20 protein-coding genes are annotated in these 22,850 nt (G+C 65.5%); 9 read left to right on the top strand and 11 right to left on the bottom strand.

The features are described from left to right. Nucleotides 1-19 precede the first annotated feature (19 nt). Together HLH21_RS01405 and HLH21_RS01400 are read right to left on the bottom strand one after the other, a co-directional pair. Nucleotides 20-1,168: a DegT/DnrJ/EryC1/StrS family aminotransferase gene (locus HLH21_RS01405; protein ID WP_182940426.1), complete on the bottom strand. Its 1,149-nt coding sequence runs from the start codon at nt 1,166-1,168 to the stop codon at nt 20-22. Then, nucleotides 1,165-3,147 carry a polysaccharide biosynthesis protein gene (locus HLH21_RS01400; protein ID WP_182940425.1) on the bottom strand — a complete coding sequence of 661 codons (1,983 nt, stop codon included), beginning with the start codon at nt 3,145-3,147 and terminating at the stop codon, nt 1,165-1,167. Before HLH21_RS01400 ends, HLH21_RS01405 begins: the two co-directional genes overlap by 4 nt. A 67-nt stretch (nt 3,148-3,214) precedes the next feature. On the opposite strand from HLH21_RS01400, the gene HLH21_RS01395 reads away from it, so the two are divergent. Then, nucleotides 3,215-4,237 (top strand): glycosyltransferase family 4 protein, encoded by a 1,023-nt coding sequence (locus HLH21_RS01395; RefSeq protein WP_182940424.1) that lies wholly within the window; start codon nt 3,215-3,217, stop codon nt 4,235-4,237. A gap of 18 nt (nt 4,238-4,255) precedes the next feature. Here HLH21_RS01395 and HLH21_RS01390 read toward each other — a convergent pair whose 3' ends face one another. The 3 genes from HLH21_RS01390 to HLH21_RS01380 form a co-directional block, all read right to left on the bottom strand. Beyond that, nucleotides 4,256-4,702, bottom strand: coding sequence for a hypothetical protein (locus HLH21_RS01390; RefSeq protein ID WP_182940423.1), 447 nt, complete (start codon nt 4,700-4,702; stop codon nt 4,256-4,258). Between the two features lie 151 nt (nt 4,703-4,853). Next, nucleotides 4,854-5,264 (bottom strand): MarR family transcriptional regulator, encoded by a 411-nt coding sequence (locus tag HLH21_RS01385; RefSeq protein WP_182940422.1) that lies wholly within the window; start codon nt 5,262-5,264, stop codon nt 4,854-4,856. 162 nt (nt 5,265-5,426) lie between these two features. Beyond that, a complete protein-coding gene (locus HLH21_RS01380; protein WP_182940421.1) occupies nt 5,427-6,851 on the bottom strand; it encodes a leucyl aminopeptidase family protein in 1,425 nt (474 codons plus the stop codon). A gap of 144 nt (nt 6,852-6,995) precedes the next feature. Between HLH21_RS01380 and HLH21_RS01375 the strand changes: the two genes are divergently transcribed. The 3 genes from HLH21_RS01375 (at nt 6,996) to fdxA (ending at nt 10,469) form a co-directional block, all read left to right on the top strand. After that, entirely contained in the window at nt 6,996-9,653 is a 2,658-nt protein-coding gene (locus tag HLH21_RS01375; protein WP_182940420.1) for a helicase-related protein, read from the top strand. Further along, complete coding sequence (locus HLH21_RS01370; RefSeq protein ID WP_182940419.1) at nt 9,650-9,979, top strand: RNA-binding S4 domain-containing protein; 330 nt, start codon at nt 9,650-9,652, stop codon at nt 9,977-9,979. The genes HLH21_RS01375 and HLH21_RS01370 overlap by 4 nt, the downstream gene beginning before the upstream one ends. Before the next feature lie 157 nt (nt 9,980-10,136). Next, nucleotides 10,137-10,469, top strand: a complete 333-nt coding sequence (gene fdxA / locus HLH21_RS01365) for a ferredoxin FdxA (RefSeq protein WP_182940418.1) — start codon at nt 10,137-10,139, stop codon at nt 10,467-10,469. Nucleotides 10,470-10,656: 187 nt separating this feature from the next. On the opposite strand, the gene cyoD is transcribed toward fdxA, so the two are convergent. From cyoD to HLH21_RS01340, 5 genes are all read right to left on the bottom strand, one after another. Beyond that, nucleotides 10,657-10,989: a cytochrome o ubiquinol oxidase subunit IV gene (gene cyoD / locus HLH21_RS01360; RefSeq protein ID WP_182940417.1), complete on the bottom strand. Its 333-nt coding sequence runs from the start codon at nt 10,987-10,989 to the stop codon at nt 10,657-10,659. After that, nucleotides 10,989-11,594 carry a cytochrome o ubiquinol oxidase subunit III gene (gene cyoC, locus HLH21_RS01355; RefSeq protein WP_182940416.1) on the bottom strand — a complete coding sequence of 202 codons (606 nt, stop codon included), beginning with the start codon at nt 11,592-11,594 and terminating at the stop codon, nt 10,989-10,991. The genes cyoD and cyoC overlap by 1 nt, the downstream gene beginning before the upstream one ends. Then, nucleotides 11,594-13,588, bottom strand: coding sequence for a cytochrome o ubiquinol oxidase subunit I (gene cyoB / locus HLH21_RS01350; protein WP_182940415.1), 1,995 nt, complete (start codon nt 13,586-13,588; stop codon nt 11,594-11,596). Before cyoB ends, cyoC begins: the two co-directional genes overlap by 1 nt. A 5-nt stretch (nt 13,589-13,593) precedes the next feature. After that, nucleotides 13,594-14,517 carry a ubiquinol oxidase subunit II gene (gene cyoA / locus HLH21_RS01345; RefSeq protein ID WP_182940477.1) on the bottom strand — a complete coding sequence of 308 codons (924 nt, stop codon included), beginning with the start codon at nt 14,515-14,517 and terminating at the stop codon, nt 13,594-13,596. Nucleotides 14,518-15,173: 656 nt separating this feature from the next. Next, nucleotides 15,174-15,953 carry a Bax inhibitor-1/YccA family protein gene (locus HLH21_RS01340; RefSeq protein WP_182940414.1) on the bottom strand — a complete coding sequence of 260 codons (780 nt, stop codon included), beginning with the start codon at nt 15,951-15,953 and terminating at the stop codon, nt 15,174-15,176. A gap of 227 nt (nt 15,954-16,180) precedes the next feature. Between HLH21_RS01340 and thpR the strand changes: the two genes are divergently transcribed. The 5 genes from thpR (at nt 16,181) to HLH21_RS01315 (ending at nt 22,053) form a co-directional block, all read left to right on the top strand. Then, nucleotides 16,181-16,723 (top strand): RNA 2',3'-cyclic phosphodiesterase, encoded by a 543-nt coding sequence (thpR, locus tag HLH21_RS01335; protein WP_182940413.1) that lies wholly within the window; start codon nt 16,181-16,183, stop codon nt 16,721-16,723. Between the two features lie 193 nt (nt 16,724-16,916). Beyond that, nucleotides 16,917-19,130: a PQQ-dependent dehydrogenase, methanol/ethanol family gene (locus HLH21_RS01330; protein WP_182940412.1), complete on the top strand. Its 2,214-nt coding sequence runs from the start codon at nt 16,917-16,919 to the stop codon at nt 19,128-19,130. Nucleotides 19,131-19,187: 57 nt separating this feature from the next. After that, on the top strand, nt 19,188-20,588 hold the full coding sequence (locus HLH21_RS01325) for a c-type cytochrome (protein ID WP_182940411.1): 1,401 nt from the start codon (nt 19,188-19,190) through the stop codon (nt 20,586-20,588). A gap of 138 nt (nt 20,589-20,726) precedes the next feature. Beyond that, nucleotides 20,727-21,431, top strand: coding sequence for an NAD-dependent deacylase (locus HLH21_RS01320; protein WP_182940410.1), 705 nt, complete (start codon nt 20,727-20,729; stop codon nt 21,429-21,431). 13 nt (nt 21,432-21,444) lie between these two features. After that, on the top strand, nt 21,445-22,053 hold the full coding sequence (locus HLH21_RS01315; protein WP_182940409.1) for a uracil-DNA glycosylase family protein: 609 nt from the start codon (nt 21,445-21,447) through the stop codon (nt 22,051-22,053). Here HLH21_RS01315 and HLH21_RS01310 read toward each other — a convergent pair. Next, nucleotides 22,045-22,773 carry a MarC family protein gene (locus HLH21_RS01310; RefSeq protein ID WP_182940408.1) on the bottom strand — a complete coding sequence of 243 codons (729 nt, stop codon included), beginning with the start codon at nt 22,771-22,773 and terminating at the stop codon, nt 22,045-22,047. The genes HLH21_RS01315 and HLH21_RS01310 overlap by 9 nt on opposite strands. Nucleotides 22,774-22,850: the final 77 nt, after the last annotated feature.

Raw genomic sequence — 22,850 nt, 5'->3', positions numbered from 1 at the left:
TCTCGTCTCTTCTCTCGTCTTATCCGCGAACAGCCGCGATGACCCTGGCGACCTCTGCGTCCGTCAGTTCGGGGTGGATGGGCAGCGCGAGAATACGGGCTGACAGATCTTCGGCAACCGGCAAAGACGTCCCGTCATGATGGGCCTGATATGCGGGCTGCAGATGCAGGGGGCGCGGATAATAGATCGCGGACGGCACGCCCTGCGCGCGCAGGCGGGCCTGGAGGGCCGTACGCGCGGCCTCGCCCTCCGTCAGGATGGCATAGATGGCCCAGGCGCTGCGCGAATCCGGCACCCGCGCGGGCGTCAGCACCACGCCTTCCAGCCCCGAATCGTAGGCCGAGGCGATGGCCTCGCGACGGTCCAGCTCGTCCTCGAACCCGTCCAGCTTCGCCAGCAGGACGGCGGCCTGCAAGGTGTCCAGCCGCCCGTTCATGCCGGTACGCAGGACCTCGTAGCGGGTCTTGCCCTCGCCATGCGTGCGTAGCGACCGGTAGAGATCGGCCCGTTCGGCATCGTCCGTCAGGATCGCGCCCCCATCGCCATAGCCGCCCAGCGGCTTGGACGGGAAGAAGGACAGGGTCGTCGCGGTCGCCTCCCGCCCCAGCTTGCGTCCCGCCAGGGCGCCGCCGAACGATTGGGCGCAATCGTCCATCAGGAACAGGTCCTCGCGCGCGGCGATCGCACGTAGCGCCGGCCACGGCGCCGGCTGGCCGAACAGGTCGACGCCGATGATCGCCCGCGGGCACAGTTCCCCACGCGCGCGGACCTCGGCAATCCGACGCTCCAGGCTGGCCGGGTCGATCTGGAAGGTCCGGGGATCGACATCGACAAAGACGGGCGTCGCGTTCAGCAGCAACGGCACCTCGGCCGTCGCGGTGTAGGTGAACGCAGGCAGGAACACGGCATCGCCCGGCCCGATTCCCTCGGCCATCAGCACGATCTGGATGGCGTCGGTGCCCGAGGACACGCCGACGCAATGCCCCGCCCCGGCATAGGCCGCCAGCGCGCGCTCCAGTTCCTCGACCTCGGGCCCCATCACGAAACGGCAATGATTCAGCACGGTGTCGATCCGCCGGCGGATCGCCTCGCCCAGACGGGCCTGCTGGGCCGGAAGGTCGAGAAAGGCAATCGCGGGCGGGCAGGCGGACGGATCAGGGGCGGTCATGTCGTCATGGTCCTTTCGGCGTCGGTGCGCCCGGCAAGGTTATCGCGCGCGTCCCCTGACGGGTTATGGGCGAATTCGGGAACGAGGCCTTCGATCAGCGCAAGGATCCGCGCGGTGTCGCCACCGTGGCAGGCGGCTTCCAGCCTGTCGATCACCGCGCCGACATCACGGCGGTCCACCATGCGCGGGGTCGCCATCTTCAGGCCCGGATGGTCGGTGGGCACCGGGGCCTCGCGCCCATGGAAAAGTTCCTCGAACAGTTTTTCCCCCGGCCGCAGGCCGGTGAAGCGGATCGGCACGTCCTCGTCGGGGCGCAGGCCCGCCAGGCGGATCATCTGGCGGGCCAGATCGACGATCTTGACCGGCTTGCCCATGTCCAGCACGAAGATCCCGCCCTCACGCAGCAGCGTATCGGTCCCGCTGCCCTCGCGCGGGCGGATGGTGCCGCGCACGCTGGCCTGCAGAACCAGGCCGACCGCCTCGGGCACCGTCATGAAATAGCGTTGCATGTCGGGATGGGTGACCGTCAGCGGCCCACCGTGCTCCAGTTGCCGGCGAAACAGCGGCACCACCGATCCGGTCGATCCCAGCACATTGCCGAATCGTACCGTGACGCAGCGCATCGCATCGGCGCGCCCCCCGGTGCGAGCCTCGACATCCAGGGCCTGGCAGTACATTTCGGCCGCCCGTTTGGACGCCCCCATCAGGCTGGACGGGTTCACCGCCTTGTCGGTGGAAATCATCACCATCGCCCGGGTGCCGTTCCGCGCGGCCGCGTCGGCGACGATCCGCGTGCCCACGACATTGGTCAGCACGCCCTCGCACGGGTTGGCCTCGACCATCGGCACATGTTTCAGCGCCGCCGCGTGGAAGATCAGCTCGGGACGGTACAGGGCGCAGACCTGCTCGATCCGGTCGCGATCGCGGACATCGGCCAGGATCACCTCCCGCCGGATCTTCGGCGCACGTTCCGACAGGTCCAGATCGACCTGCCACAACGCGAATTCACCATGATCCAGCAGCATCAGACGGGCTGGTGCGTATTGGGCGATCTGCCGGGCGAGTTCCGAACCGATCGACCCCCCGGCGCCCGTCACCATGACGGTACGGCCCCCCAGGAGCGCCGCCATGCCCATGTGATCGAGCTCGACCTGTGGCCGGTTGAGCAGGTCCTCGATCGCCAGCGGGCGCAGTTCCAGCCGGTCGGCGGGGGTCAGGTCGGTCAGCACCGGGGTGCGCTGGACCATGATCGCATGGCGTTCGGCGACCCGCATGACCTCCGCCAGATTCTGGCCGCGAAAATCGGTGTCGGTCACGACCAGCCGCTCGGGCGCGCCGCCATCGGCGATCACCCGCTCAAGGATCTCGTCGATCGCCTGGACATGGCCCAGAATCGGAATGCCGTGGATGCGCCGTCCCGCCTGCTGGCGGCCCTGGGTCAGGATACCGGTGACGCGGAATCGGGGGGCCGGGTCGCGCTCCATGGCGCGGATGAACAGGTCGGCGGACACGTCCGCGCCGATCAGGATCACCTGACTCGACGCCTCGTACCGGGATGGGCGGCGATGGGCCAGCCGATAGACGATTCGCACCCCCCCCATCAGCACCAGCAGGACCAGGGCATGGATGACCGGAAATGTGGGGCTGGGAATCGGAAAGCCGGTCAGATGAAGACCCAGCGCAAACAGGACGGCGCTGGCGATCGACGCCCCAGCGATCCCCAGCAGGTCTCCCACGCCGGAAAACCGCCAATATTGCAATGGAACCCGGAACGGCAGGCCGCTGATGACCAGCGTGATCGCCCCGCCGGCCAGAAACCACAACGGGTGCAGCAGACCGCCATGCGGATCGGCCAGCCATCGCGCAAGCGGCGCCGACAGCGCGGCGAGCACACCATCCAGCAGAATGTTGACGACGATTCGGTTGACCGGTCGCAGCCTGTCAGCGGACTGCCGGGTGTCAGGGCATTGCGAGGCCATTATCGCGTCCGTATAGCCCAATCCCATCCATGCTAGAAGCAGCCATCATGACAAACTCCCGCGACGCATGAACGATCCATCCTGCCTCCCCCTCATGCCCTTCGCGATTCTCCTGGTCGCCACCTGGGCATCCGCCGCCCTGATGGTCCTGGGCGCGACCCGGCTGAACGTGCTGGATCATCCCGGCCATCGCAGTTCCCATACCCGGCCGACCCCGAAGGGCGGAGGTCTCGGCATCATCGCCGCCGTTGTCATGGCGGTTCCGATTGCACGGCACCTCGACGGCCTGCCCGTCCTGTCGGTCGCCACGTTCGGCATGATCGTGGCGACGATCGTCCTGGCCGCCGTTTCGTGGCTGGACGATGTGTATCAGTGGCGCCCCGCCATCAAGCTGGCCGCCCAGTTCGCCGCCGCCGCGATCCTGGTCGGGACGGGAACCCGCCTGTCCGGGGTGGCCGGCCCGGCGGGGGATATCATCCTGTCGGTGATGTGGCTGGTCTATGTGACCAACGCGGTCAATTTCATGGATGGGCTGAACGGCCTGGCGTCCGGGGCGATCATGCTTGCCTGCCTGGTCATCGCCTGCGTGGCGCCGTCCGCCGCCGTCGCCCTGCCGGCCCTGTTGCTGGCGGCGGCGATCGCGGGCTTCATTCCCTTCAATTTTCCGTCCGCGCGCATTTTCATGGGCGATGTCGGAAGCCAGGGCTGCGGCGTGCTGATCGGCGCCTTCGGCTTGATGCTTGCCGACACCGCACCGGCGTTCGGGGGCTGGAGCGGCGTTCCGCTTCTGATGTCGGGCCTGCTCTATGACGTCACCCTGACCCTGTTTCGCCGCTGGCGGGCCGGGGCGCGCCTGACCGAGAGCCACCGCGACCATCTCTATCAACTGGCGACCCGGGGGGGCATGGCCCCCGCCCTGGTGACCGTGATCCATTGGGGGTTCGTCATATGGGGCGGGACCCTCACCGTCGCGGTGGCGCGGGGCTGGTGCGGCCCCGCCCCGGCCCTGCTGCTGGTCCTGCCGCCGCAGATCCTGTGGACGTGGCAGGTCCTTATCCGGATGCGGCGCGGCGCCCCCGGAAGGGCATGAGCCAGTCCGCACCGAATGTTACTTGACCAGCGTCAGTTCCAGTCCCTGCGCCGCGCCGGCCAGCCGCGCGCCCTTGGTGACCGTGTCGATGCTGATCGTGACGCCGTTCCCGTTATGCAGCAACGACCCGCCGACCCCGCTGCCCAGCGTCGCCTCGCCACTTCCGGCAACGTAGGTGCCGTTGAAATCATGCAGGTGCTTCAGATTGTAGACCGTACCCGTTCCTTCGATCGTGGAATAGCCGACCGCCGCGATCGACCCGCCCTTGATCGAGAACCGGTAGCTATGATGCCCATAGGTCAGGGTGCCGGTCCCCCACGTCCAGCCGACGCCGACATCGGCGGATTTGGCGACCAGCCGGATATGCCCCGAAGGGGTGCCCAGCGTATCGGCCGCCAGCGCGGGCGCGGCCAGAGGCGGAGTCGCAAGAATAGCCATGGCGGCCAAGCGTGATGCCAGTCGCATGTTCATATACCTTGGATGTCTTGGGGATGCCTGGATAATCAGACCTGGACGACGCGCGAACGCCACGCCCGTTCGTCAGGCGGCCCGATCAGGCGACCGGACCGGCGGCCATCCGTCCCGCGTGGGGAACGGATGGCCGATACCGGCGCAATCAGCCGGCGGCGCGACGCGGCGCGCGTTCCTCGCCACGGGCGGCCTTGGTGGCGCGGCCCGTGGCCGGCACGCCGGCCGCCTCGTTCATGATGGACCGCAGTTCCCGCAGATAGGCTGCCCCCTTCAGCGTACGCTGAACCAGGACCGAGCGGCGGTCCATCGGGTCGACCTTGCGGCGCGCGAGGTCCAGTTCGCCCAGACGGTCCAGGGCGCGCGTGATCGCGGGCTTGGACACGTTCAGGGTCGAGGCCAGCCCCCGCACCGTGTGGGCGCCTTCGTGCAGGTAGCAGGTCAGGAAGACACCCAGCTGACGGGCGGACAGATCGGGCCCGTCGCGGCGCACCATGGACACCACGGTATCGCGGAGCGTGTTAATCAGCTGGTCGGAGGTCGTCGAAGTCTGTGCCATTGTAAAAAACCTTTTCCTGTCGGGCCACCAACAGGCCCGGTTTGTCGCAGATCGGAACGCCCCGTGGGCACGCCGTCGTCCTGTCCTGACGGCTATATAGTTTCAGATTGCGGCACATATAAGTCGCCGGAGACGGTTTAGTTCGTTCTCCATATCGTTACTTCACTGTTGCTGCCTGTCCGCGACATTAAGGATTCGCAACAATGAGGCATATAAGGCCCTCAATGCGGGTGTTTCCCCCCCTTCCGGCCGGCCGGAACGGTAATTATCATTCCAGGCATATGTGTCGATATGTGCCCAGCGCACGCCTGTTTTGACGAAATTCCGCAAAAAAAGTGCCGCCGTGATGGCCCCGGCCATGGGTTTGGCGGACACATTGTTCAAATCCGCCACCGGACTCCGCAGCCAGTCGCCATATCCATCCCACAGGGGCAGCCGCCACAGGGGGTCGTCACACGCGCGGCCGGCCTGCAGAATCATGTCGGCCACCCCGTCGTCGGTACTGAACAGCGCCGGCAGGTCCGGGCCCAGCGCCACCCGGGCGGCGCCCGTCAGGGTAGCGGCATCCACCAGAAGGTCGGGCGACATCTCGCAGGCCTCGGCCAACAGGTCGCACAGGACCAGCCGCCCCTCGGCATCGGTATTGCCGATTTCCACCGTCAGGCCGGATCGTGTCGTTACAACATCCGACGGGCGCATGGCCGCGCCCGAAACGCTATTCTCCACACAGCCCAGCCGCAATTCCAGCCGCAGCGGCAGGTCGCGGGTCACGATCAGCTGGGCCAGCGCCAGCATCAGCGCGGCCCCGCCCATGTCCTTTTTCATACGCAACATCGACGACGCGGGCTTGATATCGTAGCCGCCGGTGTCGAAGCACACCCCCTTCCCCACCAGGGACAGCAGCGGCGCATCGTCGCCCGCCTGCGTGCCGCGCCAGCGCGCCATCACGACCCTGGGGGCACGGGCCGACCCGGCCCCGACATGGGCGATGGTCGGATAGGCCTGCGCCAGGTCCCGCCCCTTCACGATCCGGACCTCGGCGCCCAGCGGCTCGAGGACCCGACGCGCGGCCCGCGCCAGTTCGGTCGGCCCCATCAGGTTCGGCGGGGTGTTGATGAGATCCCGCCCCAGCCGGATGGCCCACGCCACCTCCGCGCCGGCAGCCCCCCCGGCGGGCACGACCAGGCGGGCGATATCGGCCGCGTCCTCCATCTTGCGACCGAAGGCAGGCATCCGATAGGCGCCCAGGCAGAAGCCGAGCACGGCGGTGGCCGGCGCCAGCCCGTCGGGCAGCGCGATCGTCCAGGGGCCGGGCGGCAAGGCCTTGGCCAGGCCGCCGAACAGGAACGGATCGGTGCGATCGCCGGCCCCCAGCACCGCGGCCGCCACGCCATTGCTGCCGGGCACCAGGGCCAGTTCCCCTGCCCGTCCCCCAAACCCGGAATCGCGCAGGAAGGCCGCCCCGGATTCGCCGATTCGGGGTGTCAGGTCATCGCCGTCGCCCTGGCGAATCACATGCACCGTCCGCATCCGTGCGCGCCTGCTCCGGCCGGCCGGCAGCAGGCACGGGAACCCTTCAACGGACATGACAAACCTCCGCGACCCTGTTGGACATCGTTTGGGCGCAGCCTGCGTCCATGCGGGCGCGGGCGCAACCATCCGGGATGGCAATTCCACGGAATCGCACGGGTTTTGCTTGCATTCCGCCCGGCGTCATCTGAGCATACGGACATGACGGGTGTACCCACGGGGGCAGGCCCCCTTCGCGCCGCGCGCCGCGCCTCCGACCCTGCTGTCGCCTCGCGCGTCAGGGCGGTTCTCGGCCCCACCAATACCGGCAAGACCCACCTGGCGATCGAGCGGCTGCTGGCCCATTCCAGCGGCGTCATCGGTTTCCCCCTGCGCCTGCTGGCCCGCGAGAATTACGAACGGATGGTGGCCGCCAAGGGCGCCGGCGCCGTCGCCCTGATTACCGGCGAGGAAAAGATCATCCCGCCCGGCGCGCGCTGGTTTTCCTGTACCGTCGAGGCCATGCCCCTGGACCGGCTGGCGGAATTCGTCGCGGTGGATGAAATCCAGCTTTGCGCCGACCCCGATCGCGGACATGTGTTCACCGACCGCCTACTGCACGCGCGCGGCCTGGTCGAGACGATGTTCCTGGGCGCCGAGACCATCCGCCCGCTGCTGCGCCGCCTGGTCCCGGGGGTGGAAATCGAAAGCCGCCCCAGGCTCTCCCAGTTGGCCCACATCGGGGCAAGCAAGCTGACGCGCCTGCCCCCCCGCTCGGCGATCGTCGCGTTTTCGGCGACCGAGGTCTATGCCATCGCCGAACTGATCCGCAGGCGCCGGGGCGGATGCGCCGTGGTCATGGGACAGTTGTCGCCCCGCACGCGCAACGCGCAGGTCGCCCTCTATCAGGACCGCGAGGTCGATTATCTGGTCGCCACCGACGCCATCGGCATGGGCCTGAACATGGACGTCAACCATGTCGCCTTCGCCGGCCTGTCGAAATTCGATGGATCGCGGGCGCGGCCCCTGACATCGGCCGAAATCGCCCAGATCGCCGGGCGCGCCGGGCGCGGCATGCGCGACGGCACATTCGGCACGACCGGCACCTGCCCCGCCTTGCCCGACGAGGTGACCGAGGCGGTGGAAACCCATCGGTTCGACCCGATCGAGCGCCTGTTCTGGCGCAGCAGCGCGCTTGATTTCACCAGTCCCGAGGCCCTTCTGGCCAGCCTGAACCGCCCCCCGCCGACGTACGGGCTGACCGCCGGCAACGAGGCGTCGGACTTGCTGACATTGTCCAGCCTGTCCGCAATCCCCGATATCCGGAGCCTGACGCGCTCCTCCGGCGCCACCCGGCTGTTATGGGAAGCCTGCCAGATCCCCGATTTCAGGAAGCTGGGGGATGAAACCCATACCCGCCTGTGCGCGCGCATCTTCACCCATGTCATCCGCGACGGCCATGTTCCCGCGGCCTGGATGGAATCCCAGATCGCGGCGTTCGCCCGCCCCGACGGCGATATCGATTCGCTGATGCACCGCCTGTCGGGGATCCGCGTCTGTTCCTATATCGCGGCACGCCGGGACTGGGTCCGCAATGCCGAGCACTGGCAGGCCCGCGCCCGGGATGTCGAGGACCAGTTGTCGGATGCGCTGCACGAACGGCTGACGGCCCGTTTCGTCGACCGTCGCGCTGCCTCGCTGATACGGCGGCTGGACGAATCCTCGGGCGGCGACGACCTGCTGTCCGCCGTCACCACCCAGGGCGAGGTCGTGGTCGAGGGCCATCCGGTCGGCCGGGTGGCCGGGCTGGATCTGGCGCCCGACCCGGAATACGACCATCCCGATCGGCGCCTGCTGCTGCGCGCCGCGCGGCGGGCGCTGCGCGCGGAAATCCCCCGTCGCGTGCACAGCCTGACCACGGCCGGGGACGACGCATTCGATATCTCGCCCGACGGGCGATGCCTGCTGTGGGACGCCGCGCCGATCGCCCGGTTGCGCGGCAGCGACGACCTGCTGCGCCCGCGGATCGACGTGCTGGACAATGCCTTCCTCGACGGCGCGCAGCGCGAAAGGATCCGCGCCCGCCTGGCCGCGTGGCTGGATCGGCAGGTCCAGGACATCATGGCCCCACTGTTTGCCGCCCGTGCCGCGGTCGAGCACGATCCGGCACTGCGCGGCATCGTGCATCGCCTGATGGAACAGGGCGGGGTGGCGATCGGCGGCGACCCCGTGGCCCCCGTGCTGCGTGGGCGGCTGAAGCCGCTGGGCATCCGGGTGGGGCGTCATGCGATCCTGATGCCCGGCCTGCTGCGCCCCGCCGCCATGCGACTGCGCGCCGTGCTGATGGCCGCACGGGCGGGGCGACCCCTTCCCGACCTGCCGCCCGTCGGCGCGGTGTCCGTGCCGGTAGACACCCATCGGGACCCGATGCTGACCCGCATGGGCTGGATCGTGGCCGGCCCGGTACGGCTGCGCCTGGACATCGCGGAAAAATTGTCGGCGGAACTGCGTTGGCGCGCACGCAACGGCCCGGTTCCCCTGCCCGACGGCCTGCCGTCGCGCCTGGGCGTCCGGCCCGAAGCCGTGGCCGCCATCCTGAAGGCGCTTGACGTCCCCGTCCGTGCCGCCCGTCCGCTGAAGGCGTGCGAATATGGACCGGCGGCCCCCCCGATGCTGGCCGCGACCCCCGAGGCCCGGCGGCGCCAGCGTCACCAGAATCGTGCGTCTGCCGCCCCGGCGAGGGCACCCGAGATGGCCGACGAGGTGATACCGGTGGCGATCGTCGCCCGGCCCAGGGCGACCAGCGGACGACGCGCCCCCCCCATCCCCGATGGCCCGTTCGCCGTCCTTGCGACCCTGAAGAAGCGTCAGTCGTCGTGAGGCGCGAAGCACACGGGGACGCCGCCCCCCAGGAGGCGCAGAGGCTGGATCTATGGTTGTGGTGCGCGCGTTTCGCCCGCAGCCGCCCCGATTGCGCCCGCATCGCCCAGGCCGGAGCGGTAAGGATCAATCGCCAGCGCACCGAGAAGGCCCATGCCCTGGTGCGGCCGGGGGATATTCTGACCTTGCCCGCCCCCGGCGGACAGGGCGTCATGGTCCTGCGGATTGTGGCCCTGGCGTCCCGGCGCGGCCCGGCCACCGCCGCCCGGCTGCTATACGACATCTTCCCGGAACAGGCGTCATCGCCATCATTTGCGGCCGGATAGAAAGACCGCGTCGGTGGTGCGCGGTCTTTGACTTGCCACGACGTCAAAAGACTTTCATATCTGCGCGCATTGTAGGCGAGGACCAGCATGGCCGGCCCCTCGCAGGCCCCCAAGGCTGGCAACCTCATGCCAGCCTCCAGATGATCGGAGACGAACGATGACCTACGTGGTCACCGAAAACTGCATCCGCTGCAAATTCATGGACTGTGTCGAGGTGTGCCCGGTCGACTGCTTCTACGCCGGCGACAATTTCCTCGTCATCAATCCCGACGAGTGCATTGATTGCGGCGTGTGCGAGCCCGAATGTCCGGCGGAAGCCATCGTTCCCGACAGCGACGACCGTGCCGCGGCCTGGGCCGAGATCAACGCCAGTTATGCCGCCAAATGGCCCAACATCATTCGCAAGGGCACGCCCCCGGCCGACGCCGAGGAATGGAAGGACAAGCCCAACAAGAAGGATCTGCTGTCGGCCGAGCCGCATAAGGACTGAGGCGACACCGCATTCCGACCGGCGGGTCATCTACCCGCCGATCAGCCCCCGTTTGGGGCCTGGGATAGAAACATGAAAAAGGCCGGTGAGGATGATCCTCACCGGCCTTTTTTCGTATCCCGTATCCGAGGCGCCGCAATGCCCCGGACAAATGGGCCTGTGGTCGCAACCACAGGCCCCATGAGGATCAACGCGACATCATGTTGATCGCGGTGTCATGCATGATGAACACCGTGCCGGCAATCAGGATCGCGACGGCCAAGACCGTGAAGATGAAGGCCATGTTGTTCCAGCGCTGCTCGGACGATCCGTTCATGTGCAGGAAGAACACCAGATGAACGACGACCTGCACGGCAGCCAGGACCGCGATCGCGATCGCGGTGCCGGCCGGAGAGAAGCTGTGGGCCATGACCAGCCCGAATGCCGCCACCGTCAGCAGAACGGCAATCACGAACCCGGTAAGGTAAGACCCTACGCTTCCGTGGCTCTCGCCCGAATGGGCTGTATGTGCATCAGCCATCAGATCACACTCATCAGATAGACAAAGGTGAAGACACAGATCCAGACGATGTCCAGGAAGTGCCAGAACAGGCTCAGGCAGGTGAGCTTGTTTATCATCCTCTCGGACAGGACCGTCTTGCCCATGGACTGGACCATCACGACCGCCATCCACAGAAGGCCGCACGTAACGTGCAGGCCGTGCGTGCCCACCAGCGTGAAGAACGCCGACAGGAAGGCGCTGCGATCCGGGCCGTTGCCCTCGGCGACCATGTGAGAGAACTCACGGATTTCCATGAACAGGAAGCCCAGGCCGAGGAGGAACGTGACGGCCAGCCACGTCCGCATCGTGCCCACCTTGTTCTGGTGGGCCGAGATCATGCCGAAACCATAGGTGATCGAGCTGAGCAGCAGGATCGCGGTTTCAACTCCGACGCCCGAAAGGTCGAAGATCTCCTTGCCGGTGGGACCACCGGCAAACTGGTTCCGCATCACCGCGAACACTGCGAACAGCGTTCCGAAGATGAGGCAGTCCGTCATCAGATACAGCCAGAACCCGAACACCACGGGGGATTCATGGTGTTCGTCGTGGGCGTGGGCCGCATCAGCTGTCATATCGTGCGCCATTATTCCGCCGCCTGTGCTGCCATGAGGTTACGAGTATGCTCGTTCTCGATACGGGCAACTTCCGACACCGGCACATAGTAGTCGATATCGTTGTCGCTGCTCCGCGCGATCACCGTCGCGATGACGCCGATCAGGCCGAGAGCCGCCAGCCACCAGATATACCAGATCGCGGCAAAGCCGAGGACCAGGCTGAACATACCGATGAAGAAGCCAGCCGACGTGTTCTTCGGCATGTGGATCGCCTGGTAGTCCGAACCGGCCGCACGCGTATCAATGCCGGCTTCCTTGTCGTGGGCGAAGGCATCGAGGTCATGCACCGTCGGGACGACGGCGAAGTTGTAGAACGGCGGCGGGGACGAGGTCGACCATTCCAGCGTGCGCGCATTCCACGGATCGCCCGTCAGGTCGCGGTTTTCCGCCAGGTTGCGGTCACGAATGGACACATACAGCTGCGTCAGCTGGCAGACCACACCACATGCGATCAGCGTGGCGCCGAAGGCGGCAACCAGCATCCACGGATACCAGTCCGGGTTGTCGTAGTGGTTCATGCGACGGGTCATGCCCATGAAGCCCAGGACATAGAGCGGCATGAACGCGAAGTAGAAGCCAACGAACCAGAACCAGAACGCCCGCTTGCCCCAGGCTTCGTTCAGCTTGAAGCCGAAAGCCTTCGGGAACCAGAAGTTCATGGCGGCGACATAGCCGAAATACACACCGCCGATGATGACGTTGTGGAAGTGGGCGATGACGAACAGGCTGTTGTGCAGGACGAAATCGGCGGCCGGGATGGCGAGCATCACGCCGGTCATTCCACCGATCGAGAAGGTAATCATGAAGCCGACCACCCAGTACATGATCGCGTGGTACTCGACGCGGCCCTTGTACATGGTGAACAGCCAGTTGAAGATCTTCACGCCCGTCGGGATCGCGATGACCATCGTCATGATGCCGAAGAACGCATTGACGTTCGGGCCGGCGCCCATGGTGAAGAAGTGGTGAGCCCACACGATCAGCGACAGCACCATGATCGAGCAGGTCGCGTAGACCATGGTGTTGTAGCCGAACAGCGGCTTGCGCGAGAACGTCTGCGTGACTTCGGAGAACGCACCGAAGGCAGGCAGGACCAGGATGTAGACTTCCGGATGGCCCCAGGCCCAGATCAGGCTCAGATAGAGCATCTGGTTGCCGCCGCCATCATTGGTGAAGAAGTGCATGCCCAGATAGCGGTCGAGACCCAGCAGGCCCAGCGCCACCGTCAGGATGGGGAACGCCACCATCACCAGCACGGCGGAGCACAGGACGGTCCAGGTGAAGACCGGCATCTTCATGAAGGTCATGCCCGGCGCGCGCATCTTCACGATGGTGGTGAAGAAGTTCACGGCGGTCAGCAGGGTGCCCACGCCCGACAGCTGGACGGCCCAGATATAGTAGTCGACACCGACACCAGGGCTGAACTGCGATTCCGACAGCGGGGGATAGGCCAGCCAGCCGCACTGCGAGAACTCACCGATGAACAGCGAGATGTTGATGAGCACGAAACTGACCGTGGTCATCCAGAAGCTGAGCGAGTTCAGGAACGGAAAGGCCACGTCGCGCGCACCGATCTGCAGCGGGACGATCACGTTCCAAAGCCCCGTCATGAACGCCATCGCCATGAAGAAGATCATGATGGTGCCATGGGCGGAGAAGATCTGGTCGTAGTGATGCGGCGGCAGGTAGCCCGGGTTGCCGGCATAGGCCAGCGCGAGCTGCGAGCGCATCATGATGGCGTCCGCGAAGCCACGGAACAGGGCCACCAGCGCCAGGACGATATACATCACGCCCAGACGCTTGTGGTCGACCGAGGTCAGCCACTCTTTCCAGAGGTAGCCCCACTTGCCGTAATAGGTGATGAGGCCGAACACCGCCAGGCCCGCGATCGCGGCGCCAGCGAATGTTCCAACAAGAATCGGCACATCAAACGGGATGTCCGACCAGCTTAATTTTCCTAACATCTGTCCTATTCCTTCATGTTCATGTCGGACATCGCGGACTGCACATGCAACATCTTGCCGGTGCTCTTATCCATGACCATGCCGTTGTTGTACTTGGCAACGATCCCGTCAAAGAGGCCCGGTTCGGCATGCGAGAAATATTCGACCGGGTTCGCCTCGCTCGGCGCGGCCAGCTTCGGATAGTTGGAGCTGTCGAGCTGTTCGGACGAGGCCTTCACCTTCTGAACCCAGGCGGCGTAATCGTCGTTGCTCATCGCCAGCGCCCGGAAACGCATGTCGGAGAAGCCGCGGCCGCTGAAGTTCGCGGACTCGCCGGCGTAGTTTCCGACTTCGTTCGCGCTCAGGTGGATCTGCGTCTGCATGCCCGCCATGGCATAGACCATCGAGCCCAGCTGCGGGATGAAGAACGAGTTCATGACCGAATCAGAGGTGATCCGGAATTCGACCGGCGTATTCACCGGGAAGGCGATCTGGTTGACGGTGGCGATCCCCTCGTCGGGGTAGACAAACAGCCATTTCCAGTCGAGGGCCACGACATCGACGTGGATGGGCTTCACGTTCGCCTCTTCGTCGAGCGGGCGATACGGATCCAGCGAAATGCAGGTCTGGTAGGTCAGGACCGCCAGAAACAGGATGATGAGGCTGGGAACGACCCAGATCACGACCTCGATCTTGTTCGAATGCGACCATTTCGGCAGGTATTCGGCGTTCGTGTTCGACTGCCGGTACTGCCATGCGAACAGCAGCGTCAGGACGATGACCGGCACGACGACCAGCAGCATCGCATAGGTCGCGGTCAGGATCAGGCTCTTTTCCTGAATGCCGATCACGCCCTTGGGGTTGAGGGTATCCCAGTCACATCCCGCCAAGAGGAACGCTGAGGATAAACACAATAAATTCGATAATCTTGGCAAGATTTTTTTCTTCATCTCACGCCTCGTTGGTTTCGACATCACCCTTGCTCACATGCTCGCTTCGTCCACGGGCTCAAAACAATCACGGTCACGCTTCATGTACGTTACGGGACCGGAGTCCCGGCCCCGCCATCCCGCAGTGCCTCACATCAAGTGACATCCAGCCTTCGTCCACCCATCATATTGGAATATGAGGTCTCCGTCGGTTCGGTCCCGTCATGAGTATCCTTCTGCCTTTCGGCCATGATCTCGATCAAGGATTTCCGACCCGACAGCGGCCTCGTCCCTCAGTTTGGACGCGAACGGGTGCAGTGCCGCCTTGTGGTCTGAAGCGTCTCTCTGCGCAGTTACCCTTTCGTACAGTTCTCTATCTGCCTTATCCGACCGGAACGACCCCGCAGGCAAGACTTCACGCAATGTTTCAGTTTATTTCGAAGATAGGCAGGGAGATTTTATAAACCGTTTTAATTCAATAAATTATGCACAGTGATCGCCGATCACATACGCGTCATCAAACTCTTTCCCGCGAAGAATAAGTCTTATTTTTGCCGATTTTCCGACCCTGATTTTCAGATTTGTTTTGTGTTTGTTCAGGTTGCCGCGCCGACCAAAAAAAAGCCCCGCCGGTCTGGCGGGGCTTTTCGCTGAGTCGCGGTGAATGTCGCGGGGGCTCAGTTGTCCTGGTTGCTACGCATGCCCATGAACTGCAGCAGGAACTGGAACAGGTTGATGAAGTTCAGATAAAGCGCCAGCGCGTCATACACGCCGCGCTTGGCAGCACCTTCCGGCCCTTCGTAATAGGCGAACTGCTGGTAGCTCATCTTGATGCGCTGGGTGTCGAACGCGGTCAGCCCGACGAAGATGAAGACCCCGACGATGCTGTAGAGGAACGCCAGGCCCGCACTGTGCAGGAACATGTTGACGACGCCTGCGATCACCAGGCCGAACAGGCCCATGAGCAGGAAGGACCCGAACCGGGTCAGGTCGGTCTTGGTGACATAGCCCCAGATCGACATCGCAGCGAACGTCCCCGCCGTCACGAAGAAGACGCGGACCACCGACACACCGGTGAACGTCATGAGAATGCTGGACAGGCTTGCCCCCATCACGGCGCAGAACAGCCAGAACAGGGTCTGGACCGTCTGGCGCGACAGGCGGTTGACGCCCAGCGACATCACCAGCACGAACCCCAGGGGCGCGATCATCGCCAGCAGGCCCAGGCCGGTCGGACGCACGGCGACGCCCATTTCGGTCACCACCTCGCTGAAGAACGCGGCGCGCAGACTGGTGTTGGCGATCAGGAACGCCACGATTCCGGTCAGCAGCAGGCCGGACGCCATCCAGTTATAGACGCGCAGCATATAGGCACGCAGTCCCAGGTCGATCGCCCCGGCGCCTGCACCGGCGCCGGCGGGTCGGGACATCGTTCGAAAATCCGGGCTGAAAGCCATGTTATCCTTCCTTGTCCGGACAGTCCGGACCTATTGCTCTTGTGATGTGGGACCCGAAACGATCAATTCAAGGAAAAAAGGGCCGCCATCCGAATTACAATCCGTAAATCTCGGCAGCTTCCGTCACGCATTACGACCTGACCGCCCGCCTCGATAGATATATTATATATGCGCCAGGCAGGCGAGTGGAGCTTTTCTCCTGCCGTATCAGAAGGCGGAGCCGGCCGATGAGACTTTTCGTCGCCCTCGAGATCGCATCCCCGCTGCGCGAGGCCATCGCGGCCCTGCGCGGAAGCCTTCCCGACGTCAGGTGGGTCGATCCCGAATCATACCACCTGACCCTGCGCTTCATCGGCGAGGTGCGCGGACGCCCCGGGCAGGAGGACATCCACCATGCGCTGTCGGCCATCCGTGCCCCCGCCTGCCTTCTGATCCCTGAACCGCCCGGTCTGTTCGAACAGGACGGGGGGCAGGATACGCTTTGGGTCGGCATCGCCCGCACCGACCCGTTGCTGCATCTTCAGAAGAAGATCGACACGGCCCTGCGCCGTGCGGCGGGGCTGCAGGTCGAACGCCGGCGCTTTCTGCCGCATGTCACGATCGGCTCCTGCCCGCGGCGCCCGGACGGGAGGATGTCGGCGTGGCTGGCCCACTATGCCGCAACGCCGCTCCCGGCCGTGGAAGCGACCCATGTGACGCTTTTCCGATCGCTGCGCGGCGCCGGGCATCCCGTCTATGAGCCGTTGGCCGAATATCCGTTCGCGTCCTGAGGCCCGATCTTCGGCGGATTCCCAGTCATGCGTCGTTCGCAATCTTCGCATTCGCGTGACGCCCGAACACTAAAACGTCAGGAGACTGTCGAAATAGTCACATTATGGTCTGACGGGTCGGATACGCCCAATTTCGGGACCGTCCAGAACCGGGAACTATCCGGTTTTTCTTTCTGTCACGAGGACTTCGGACATGATGCGAGCCGTTTTCGGGAAAAGACGCTCTCTGCGAGGAGCGCTTGGCGCCGGGACGATATGCGCGGCGCTGGTTTGCGGCCACACGGTATCTACCCTTGCCGCCGACGCCGGTTTCGGCGCGACGGGCGAGGCCATCATCCACGCCGATGACCACCCCGGAAACTGGCTGACCTATGGCCGCACTTATTCCGAGCAGCGTTACAGCCCGCTGGACCAGATCAACCGGTCCAATGTCGGCAATCTGAAGCTGGCCTGGTATTACGACCTGGACACCAACCGGGGGCAGGAAGGCACGCCCCTGGTGGTCGACGGCGTGATGTACGCGACCACCAACTGGAGCAAGATGAAGGCCCTGGACGCGGCGACCGGCAAGCTGCTGTGGGCCTACGATCCGCGGGTTCCCGGCAACATCGCCGACAAGGGGTGCTGCGATACGGTCAATCGCGGGGCCGCCTACTGGAACGGCAAGGTCTATTTCGGAACGTTCGACGGCCGCCTGATCGCGCTGGACGCCAAGACCGGCAAGCTGGTCTGGAGCGTGAACACCATTCCCGCGGACGCCACCCTGGGCCACCAGCGGTCCTATACCGTGGACGGCGCCCCGCGCATCGCCAAGGGCCGGGTCATCATCGGAAATGGCGGCGCCGAATTCGGGGCGCGCGGCTTCGTCTCCGCCTTCGATGCCGAGACCGGGAAGCTCGACTGGCGCTTCTTCACCGTGCCGAATCCGGAAAACAAGCCCGATAACGCGGCGTCCGACAGCGTGCTGATGAGCAAGGCCTACCCGACCTGGAGCCCGACCGGCGCCTGGACGACCCAGGGCGGCGGCGGAACGGTGTGGGATTCGATCGTTTATGACCCCGTCACCGACCTGGTCTATCTGGGGGTGGGCAACGGATCGCCCTGGAACTACAAATACCGCTCCGACGGAAAGGGCGACAATCTCTTCCTGGGCAGCATCGTGGCCATCAGGCCCGAGACCGGCGAGTATGTCTGGCACTTCCAGGAAACGCCGATGGATCAGTGGGACTATACCTCGGTCCAGCAGATCATGACGCTTGACCTGCCGATCAACGGGCAGACCCGGCACGTCATCGTCCATGCGCCGAAGAACGGATTCTTCTACATCATCGACGCGAAGACCGGCGAATTCCTGTCGGGCAAGAACTATGTCTACGTGAACTGGGCCAGCGGCCTCGATCCCAAGACCGGTCGCCCGATCTACAACCCGGACGCGCTGTACACCCTGAACGGCAAGGAATGGTACGGCATCCCCGGCGATCTGGGCGGCCATAATTTCGCGGCCATGGCCTACAGCCCGCGGACCGGCCTAGTGTACATCCCCGCGCAGCAGGTCCCGTTCCTGTACAAGAACCAGGTCGGCGGCTTCAAGGCCCACCCCGACAGCTGGAACCTGGGCCTGGACATGAACAAGGTCGGCATCCCCGATTCGCCGGAGGCCAAGCAGGCCTTCATCAAGGACCTGAAGGGCTGGATCGTCGCCTGGGATCCGGTGAAGCAGCAGGAAGCGTTCCGCGTCGATCACAAGGGTCCGTGGAACGGCGGCATCGTGGCGACGGCGGGCGACCTGCTGTTCCAGGGCCTGGCGAATGGCGAATTCCACGCCTACGACGCCACGAACGGCGCCGACCTGTTCCACTTCGCAGCACAGAGCGGCATCATCGCCCCGCCCGTCACCTATCTGGCCAACGGCAAGCAATATGTCGCGGTCGAGGTCGGCTGGGGCGGCATCTATCCCTTCTTCCTCGGGGGACTGGCCCGGACCAGCGGATGGACGGTCAACCATTCGCGGGTGATCGCCTTCTCGCTGGACGGCAAGGCCAAGCTCCCGCCGCAGAATGACAAGGGCTTCCTGCCCGTCAAGCCGCCCGCCGATTATGACGGCAAGCGGACCGATAACGGGTATTTCCAGTTCCAGACCTTCTGCGCGGCCTGCCACGGCGACAATGCCGAAGCCGGGGGCGTGCTGCCCGACCTGCGCTGGTCCGGCGCGATCCGCCATCAGGATGCGTTCTACAACGTGGTCGGACGCGGCGCCCTGACGGCCTACGGCATGGATCGTTTCGATACGTCAATGTCGCCCGAGCAGATCGAGGATATCCGCCAGTTCCTTATCAAGCGCGCCAACGACACCTACCAGAGAGAGGTTGATGCCCGGAAGAACGATGCCGGCGTGCCCCAGCAATGAGGCCCCTCATGCCGGATTTCCTTCTTTTTTGCATCAATGCGACGCACGGTGAACAGAATGCTCAACAGGCTTAAAGTTGCGATCGGCACGACGGCGTTCGGCCTTCTTGCCACGGGGGCGATGGCGCAGACGCCCGACCAGGCCCTGATCGACAAGGGCGCCTATGTCGCGCGACTGGGCGACTGCGTCGCCTGTCACACCGCCCTGCATGGACAGGCCTATGCGGGCGGGCTGGAAATCCGGAGCCCGATCGGCACGATCTATTCAACCAACATCACGCCCGACGCGACCTACGGCATCGGGCGCTACACGTTCGAGGATTTCGATCAGGCCGTTCGCCATGGCGTACGCAAGGATGGGTCGACGCTTTATCCGGCGATGCCCTATCCGGCCTTTTCGCGCATGACCAGCGACGACATGCATGCGCTCTATGCCTATTTCATGCATGGGGTGACGCCGGTGGGCCAGCCCAACAAGCCGGTCGAGATCTCGTGGCCGCTGTCGATGCGCTGGCCCCTGTCGATCTGGCGCACGCTGTTCTCGCCCTCACCCGCCGCGTTCAAGCCCGCCCCCGGGACCGATCCCGTCATCGCGCGCGGCGAATATCTGGTGACCGGCCCGGGCCATTGCGGCGCCTGCCACACCCCGCGCGGTTTCGCCATGCAGGAAAAGGCGATGGATGCCACTGGCGGGCCGGTATTCCTGTCGGGCGGGGCGCCGATCGACAACTGGGTCGCCCCCAGCCTGCGTAACGACCCGGTGGTCGGCCTGGGCCGCTGGTCGGAGGATGATATCTATTATTTCCTCAAATCGGGACGCATCGACCATTCGGCGGTCTTCGGCGGCATGGCCGACGTGGTGGCCTGGAGCACCCAGTACTTCACCGACGACGATCTGCGCGCCATCGCCAAATACCTGAAGAACCTTCCGCCCGTGCCGCCGTCGCAGGGCGCGTATACCTATGACCCGTCCACCGCCGACATGCTGGCATCGGGCAAGACGGCCGGGTCCGCCGGCGCCGAGGTCTATCTGCAGCAATGCACGATCTGCCATCGCAATGACGGCGGCGGCGTGCCCCGCATGTTCCCGCCGCTGGCCGGCAACCCGGTGGTCGTGACGGACAACCCCACCTCGCTGGTCAACGTCATCGTCAATGGCGGCGTGCTGCCCCCGACCAACTGGGCGCCGTCCGCCGTGGCCATGCCGGCCTACGGCAAGACCCTGTCGGCGCAGCAGATCGCCGATGTCGTCAATTTCATCCGATCCAGCTGGGGCAACCGCGCGCCTGCAAGCGTCACCGCGGCCGATGTCACCAAGCTGCGCGCCACCGGGGCGCCGGTTTCCAGCAGCGGATGGAACGCCTCCAGCAGCGGGTGGCTGATCTTCCATCCGCAGCCTTACGGTGCCGGATGGACGTTCGCGCCGCAGACCCATTCGGGGGTCGACCAGGCCCAGTAACCGGCCTCCGGCCTGTCGCCTTGCCGATTGCCGCCGCGGGAGGGTCCTCCCGCGGCGGTTTTCTTATGCGCCGTCCTTTGGCACAGTCGGGGCGTTACCATCCGGGCGTGACGACACCGAACGGAGCAACATCATCCCATGGAACGCATCGTGGTCCTGACCGGGGCCGGCATCAGCAGGGAATCGGGCCTGGACACCTTTCGCGACGCCGACGGGATCTGGAGCCGATATGACATCGACGATGTCTGCACGCCCGCTGCATTCCGGCGCGATCCGGCGCTGGTCGACCGGTTTTACAATGACCGGCGGGCCGAACTGCACCGCGTGCGACCCAACGCCGCCCATCTTGCGCTGGCCCGGCTGGAGGAAGCGGCCCGCACGGGGCAATGGCCCGGCGAACTTCTGATCGTCACGCAAAACATCGATGATCTGCACGAGCGTGCGGGCAGCCGGAATGTCTGGCACATGCATGGCGAATTGCTGCGCGTGCGGTGTACCTCGTGCGGCGGCACGCCCGAATGGCACGCCGACTGCCTTCCCCATACGCCCTGCCCGCTCTGCGGCCGGCCGACCCTGCGGCCCGACGTCGTCTGGTTCGGCGAGATCCCGCTGCACATGCCCCGGATCGAAGCCGCACTGGGGGCGTGCGACCTGTTCGTGGCCATCGGAACGTCCGGCACCGTCTATCCCGCCGCCGGTTTCGCGGCCCTGGTCGAGGACCATGCGGACACGCTGGAAATCAATCTGGACCCATCGGCCGTCTCCGGGCGCTTCGAGCGGTTCATGACCGGTCCCGCCACGCGCATGGTGCCGCGCTGGGTCGACGAGATCCTGGCCGGATGAAAGAGCCGCGACGATGACGGACGGCTCGGGGGACCGCGACCTTGACGATTTCCTCCGACGGGTCAGGGCCTGCACGGCCTGTGCCGACCTGCCCCTGGGGCCGCGTCCGATCCTGCATATATCGCGGACGGCGCGGATCCTGATCGCAAGCCAGGCCCCCGGCACACGGGTGCATGAGACCGGCATATCCTTCAACGACGCCTCGGGCGACCGCCTGCGCGGCTGGCTGGGGATCGACCGGGACACGTTCTACGACACCCGCCGCATCGCCCTCGCGCCGATGGGGATGTGCTATCCGGGACGGCTTCCGAAGGGGGGCGATCGCCCCCCGCGCCCCGAATGCGCCCCACTCTGGCGCGACCGGATCCTGGCGATGATGCCCGATATCCGGCTGACCCTCCTCGTCGGCTCCTATGCCCAGGCCGCCGTGCTGGGGCCTGGCCGCGTCGAGGACCGCGTCCGTAATTTCCGCGACGTCATGCCGCGCTATTTTCCCCTGCCCCATCCATCCTGGCGCACCGGGGCATGGGAACGGCGCACTCCCTGGTTCGCGACCGACGTGCTGCCCGCCCTGCGGGCCGCGATCCGCCCCTTGCTGGCGGCGGACGGCACGTCAGGATGAGGCCGCGCGGACGATCGTCAGCGCCAGCCCCTCGATCCCCGCCGACAGGATCTGCACCCCGATGCACAGCAGGATCAACGCCGCCAGCCGCGACACGATCCGCGCGCCGGTCACGCCCAGCAGCGCCATCAGCCGTTCGGCATAGGCATAGGCCAGCCAGATCGTCGCGGCCACCAGCACGGCGGCCGCCGACAGCGCGACATAGAACAGGATGCCGCCGGACGATGCCGGCCGGGCAGCACTCAGGGCGATTGCCACCGAAATGGTGCCGGGGCCGACGGTAAACGGCATCGTCATGGGAAAAAACGCCATTTCCGTCCAGCTCGGCGCCGCGATGGTCCGGCCCCCCTGACGGGCCTGCTCCTCCTTGCGGGCCGCCACCGCTTCGGGGGCCTGCAACAAGGCCCACGCGCGAACCGCCACGACCAACCCGCCGGCGATCCGCAGGGAATCGATCGTGATGCCGAAAAAGGCCAGGATGGCGCTGCCGATCCAGATCGAGGCGATCAGCAGGCAGGCCGAATACAACGCGACGGTGCGGGCCAGCGCCAGGCATTCGGACCGCGTCCGCCCGGCCGTCACCTGCGTGAAGATCAGCGCGGCGCCGATCGGGTTGACGATGGAAAACAGCGCCGGAAACGCCAGCAGGAAAATGTTGGTCAGGGCGGCGAAATCGCTCGGCCCGCCCGGGGGCAAGGCAGCGTGAAGAGCTGGCGGCATCATCTTCGTTCCCGTGGGGGCAATGGCGCCCGAGGACGCCACGCGGGATGAGCCCTACCGTTTTTCCGAAGGCCGTC

The sequence above is a fragment of the Gluconacetobacter johannae genome (assembly GCF_014174305.1).
Taxonomy (GTDB): domain Bacteria; phylum Pseudomonadota; class Alphaproteobacteria; order Acetobacterales; family Acetobacteraceae; genus Gluconacetobacter; species Gluconacetobacter johannae.
The sequence above is the reverse complement of the archived record's forward strand: the minus strand, read 5'-3'. Positions and strand labels throughout refer to the sequence as shown.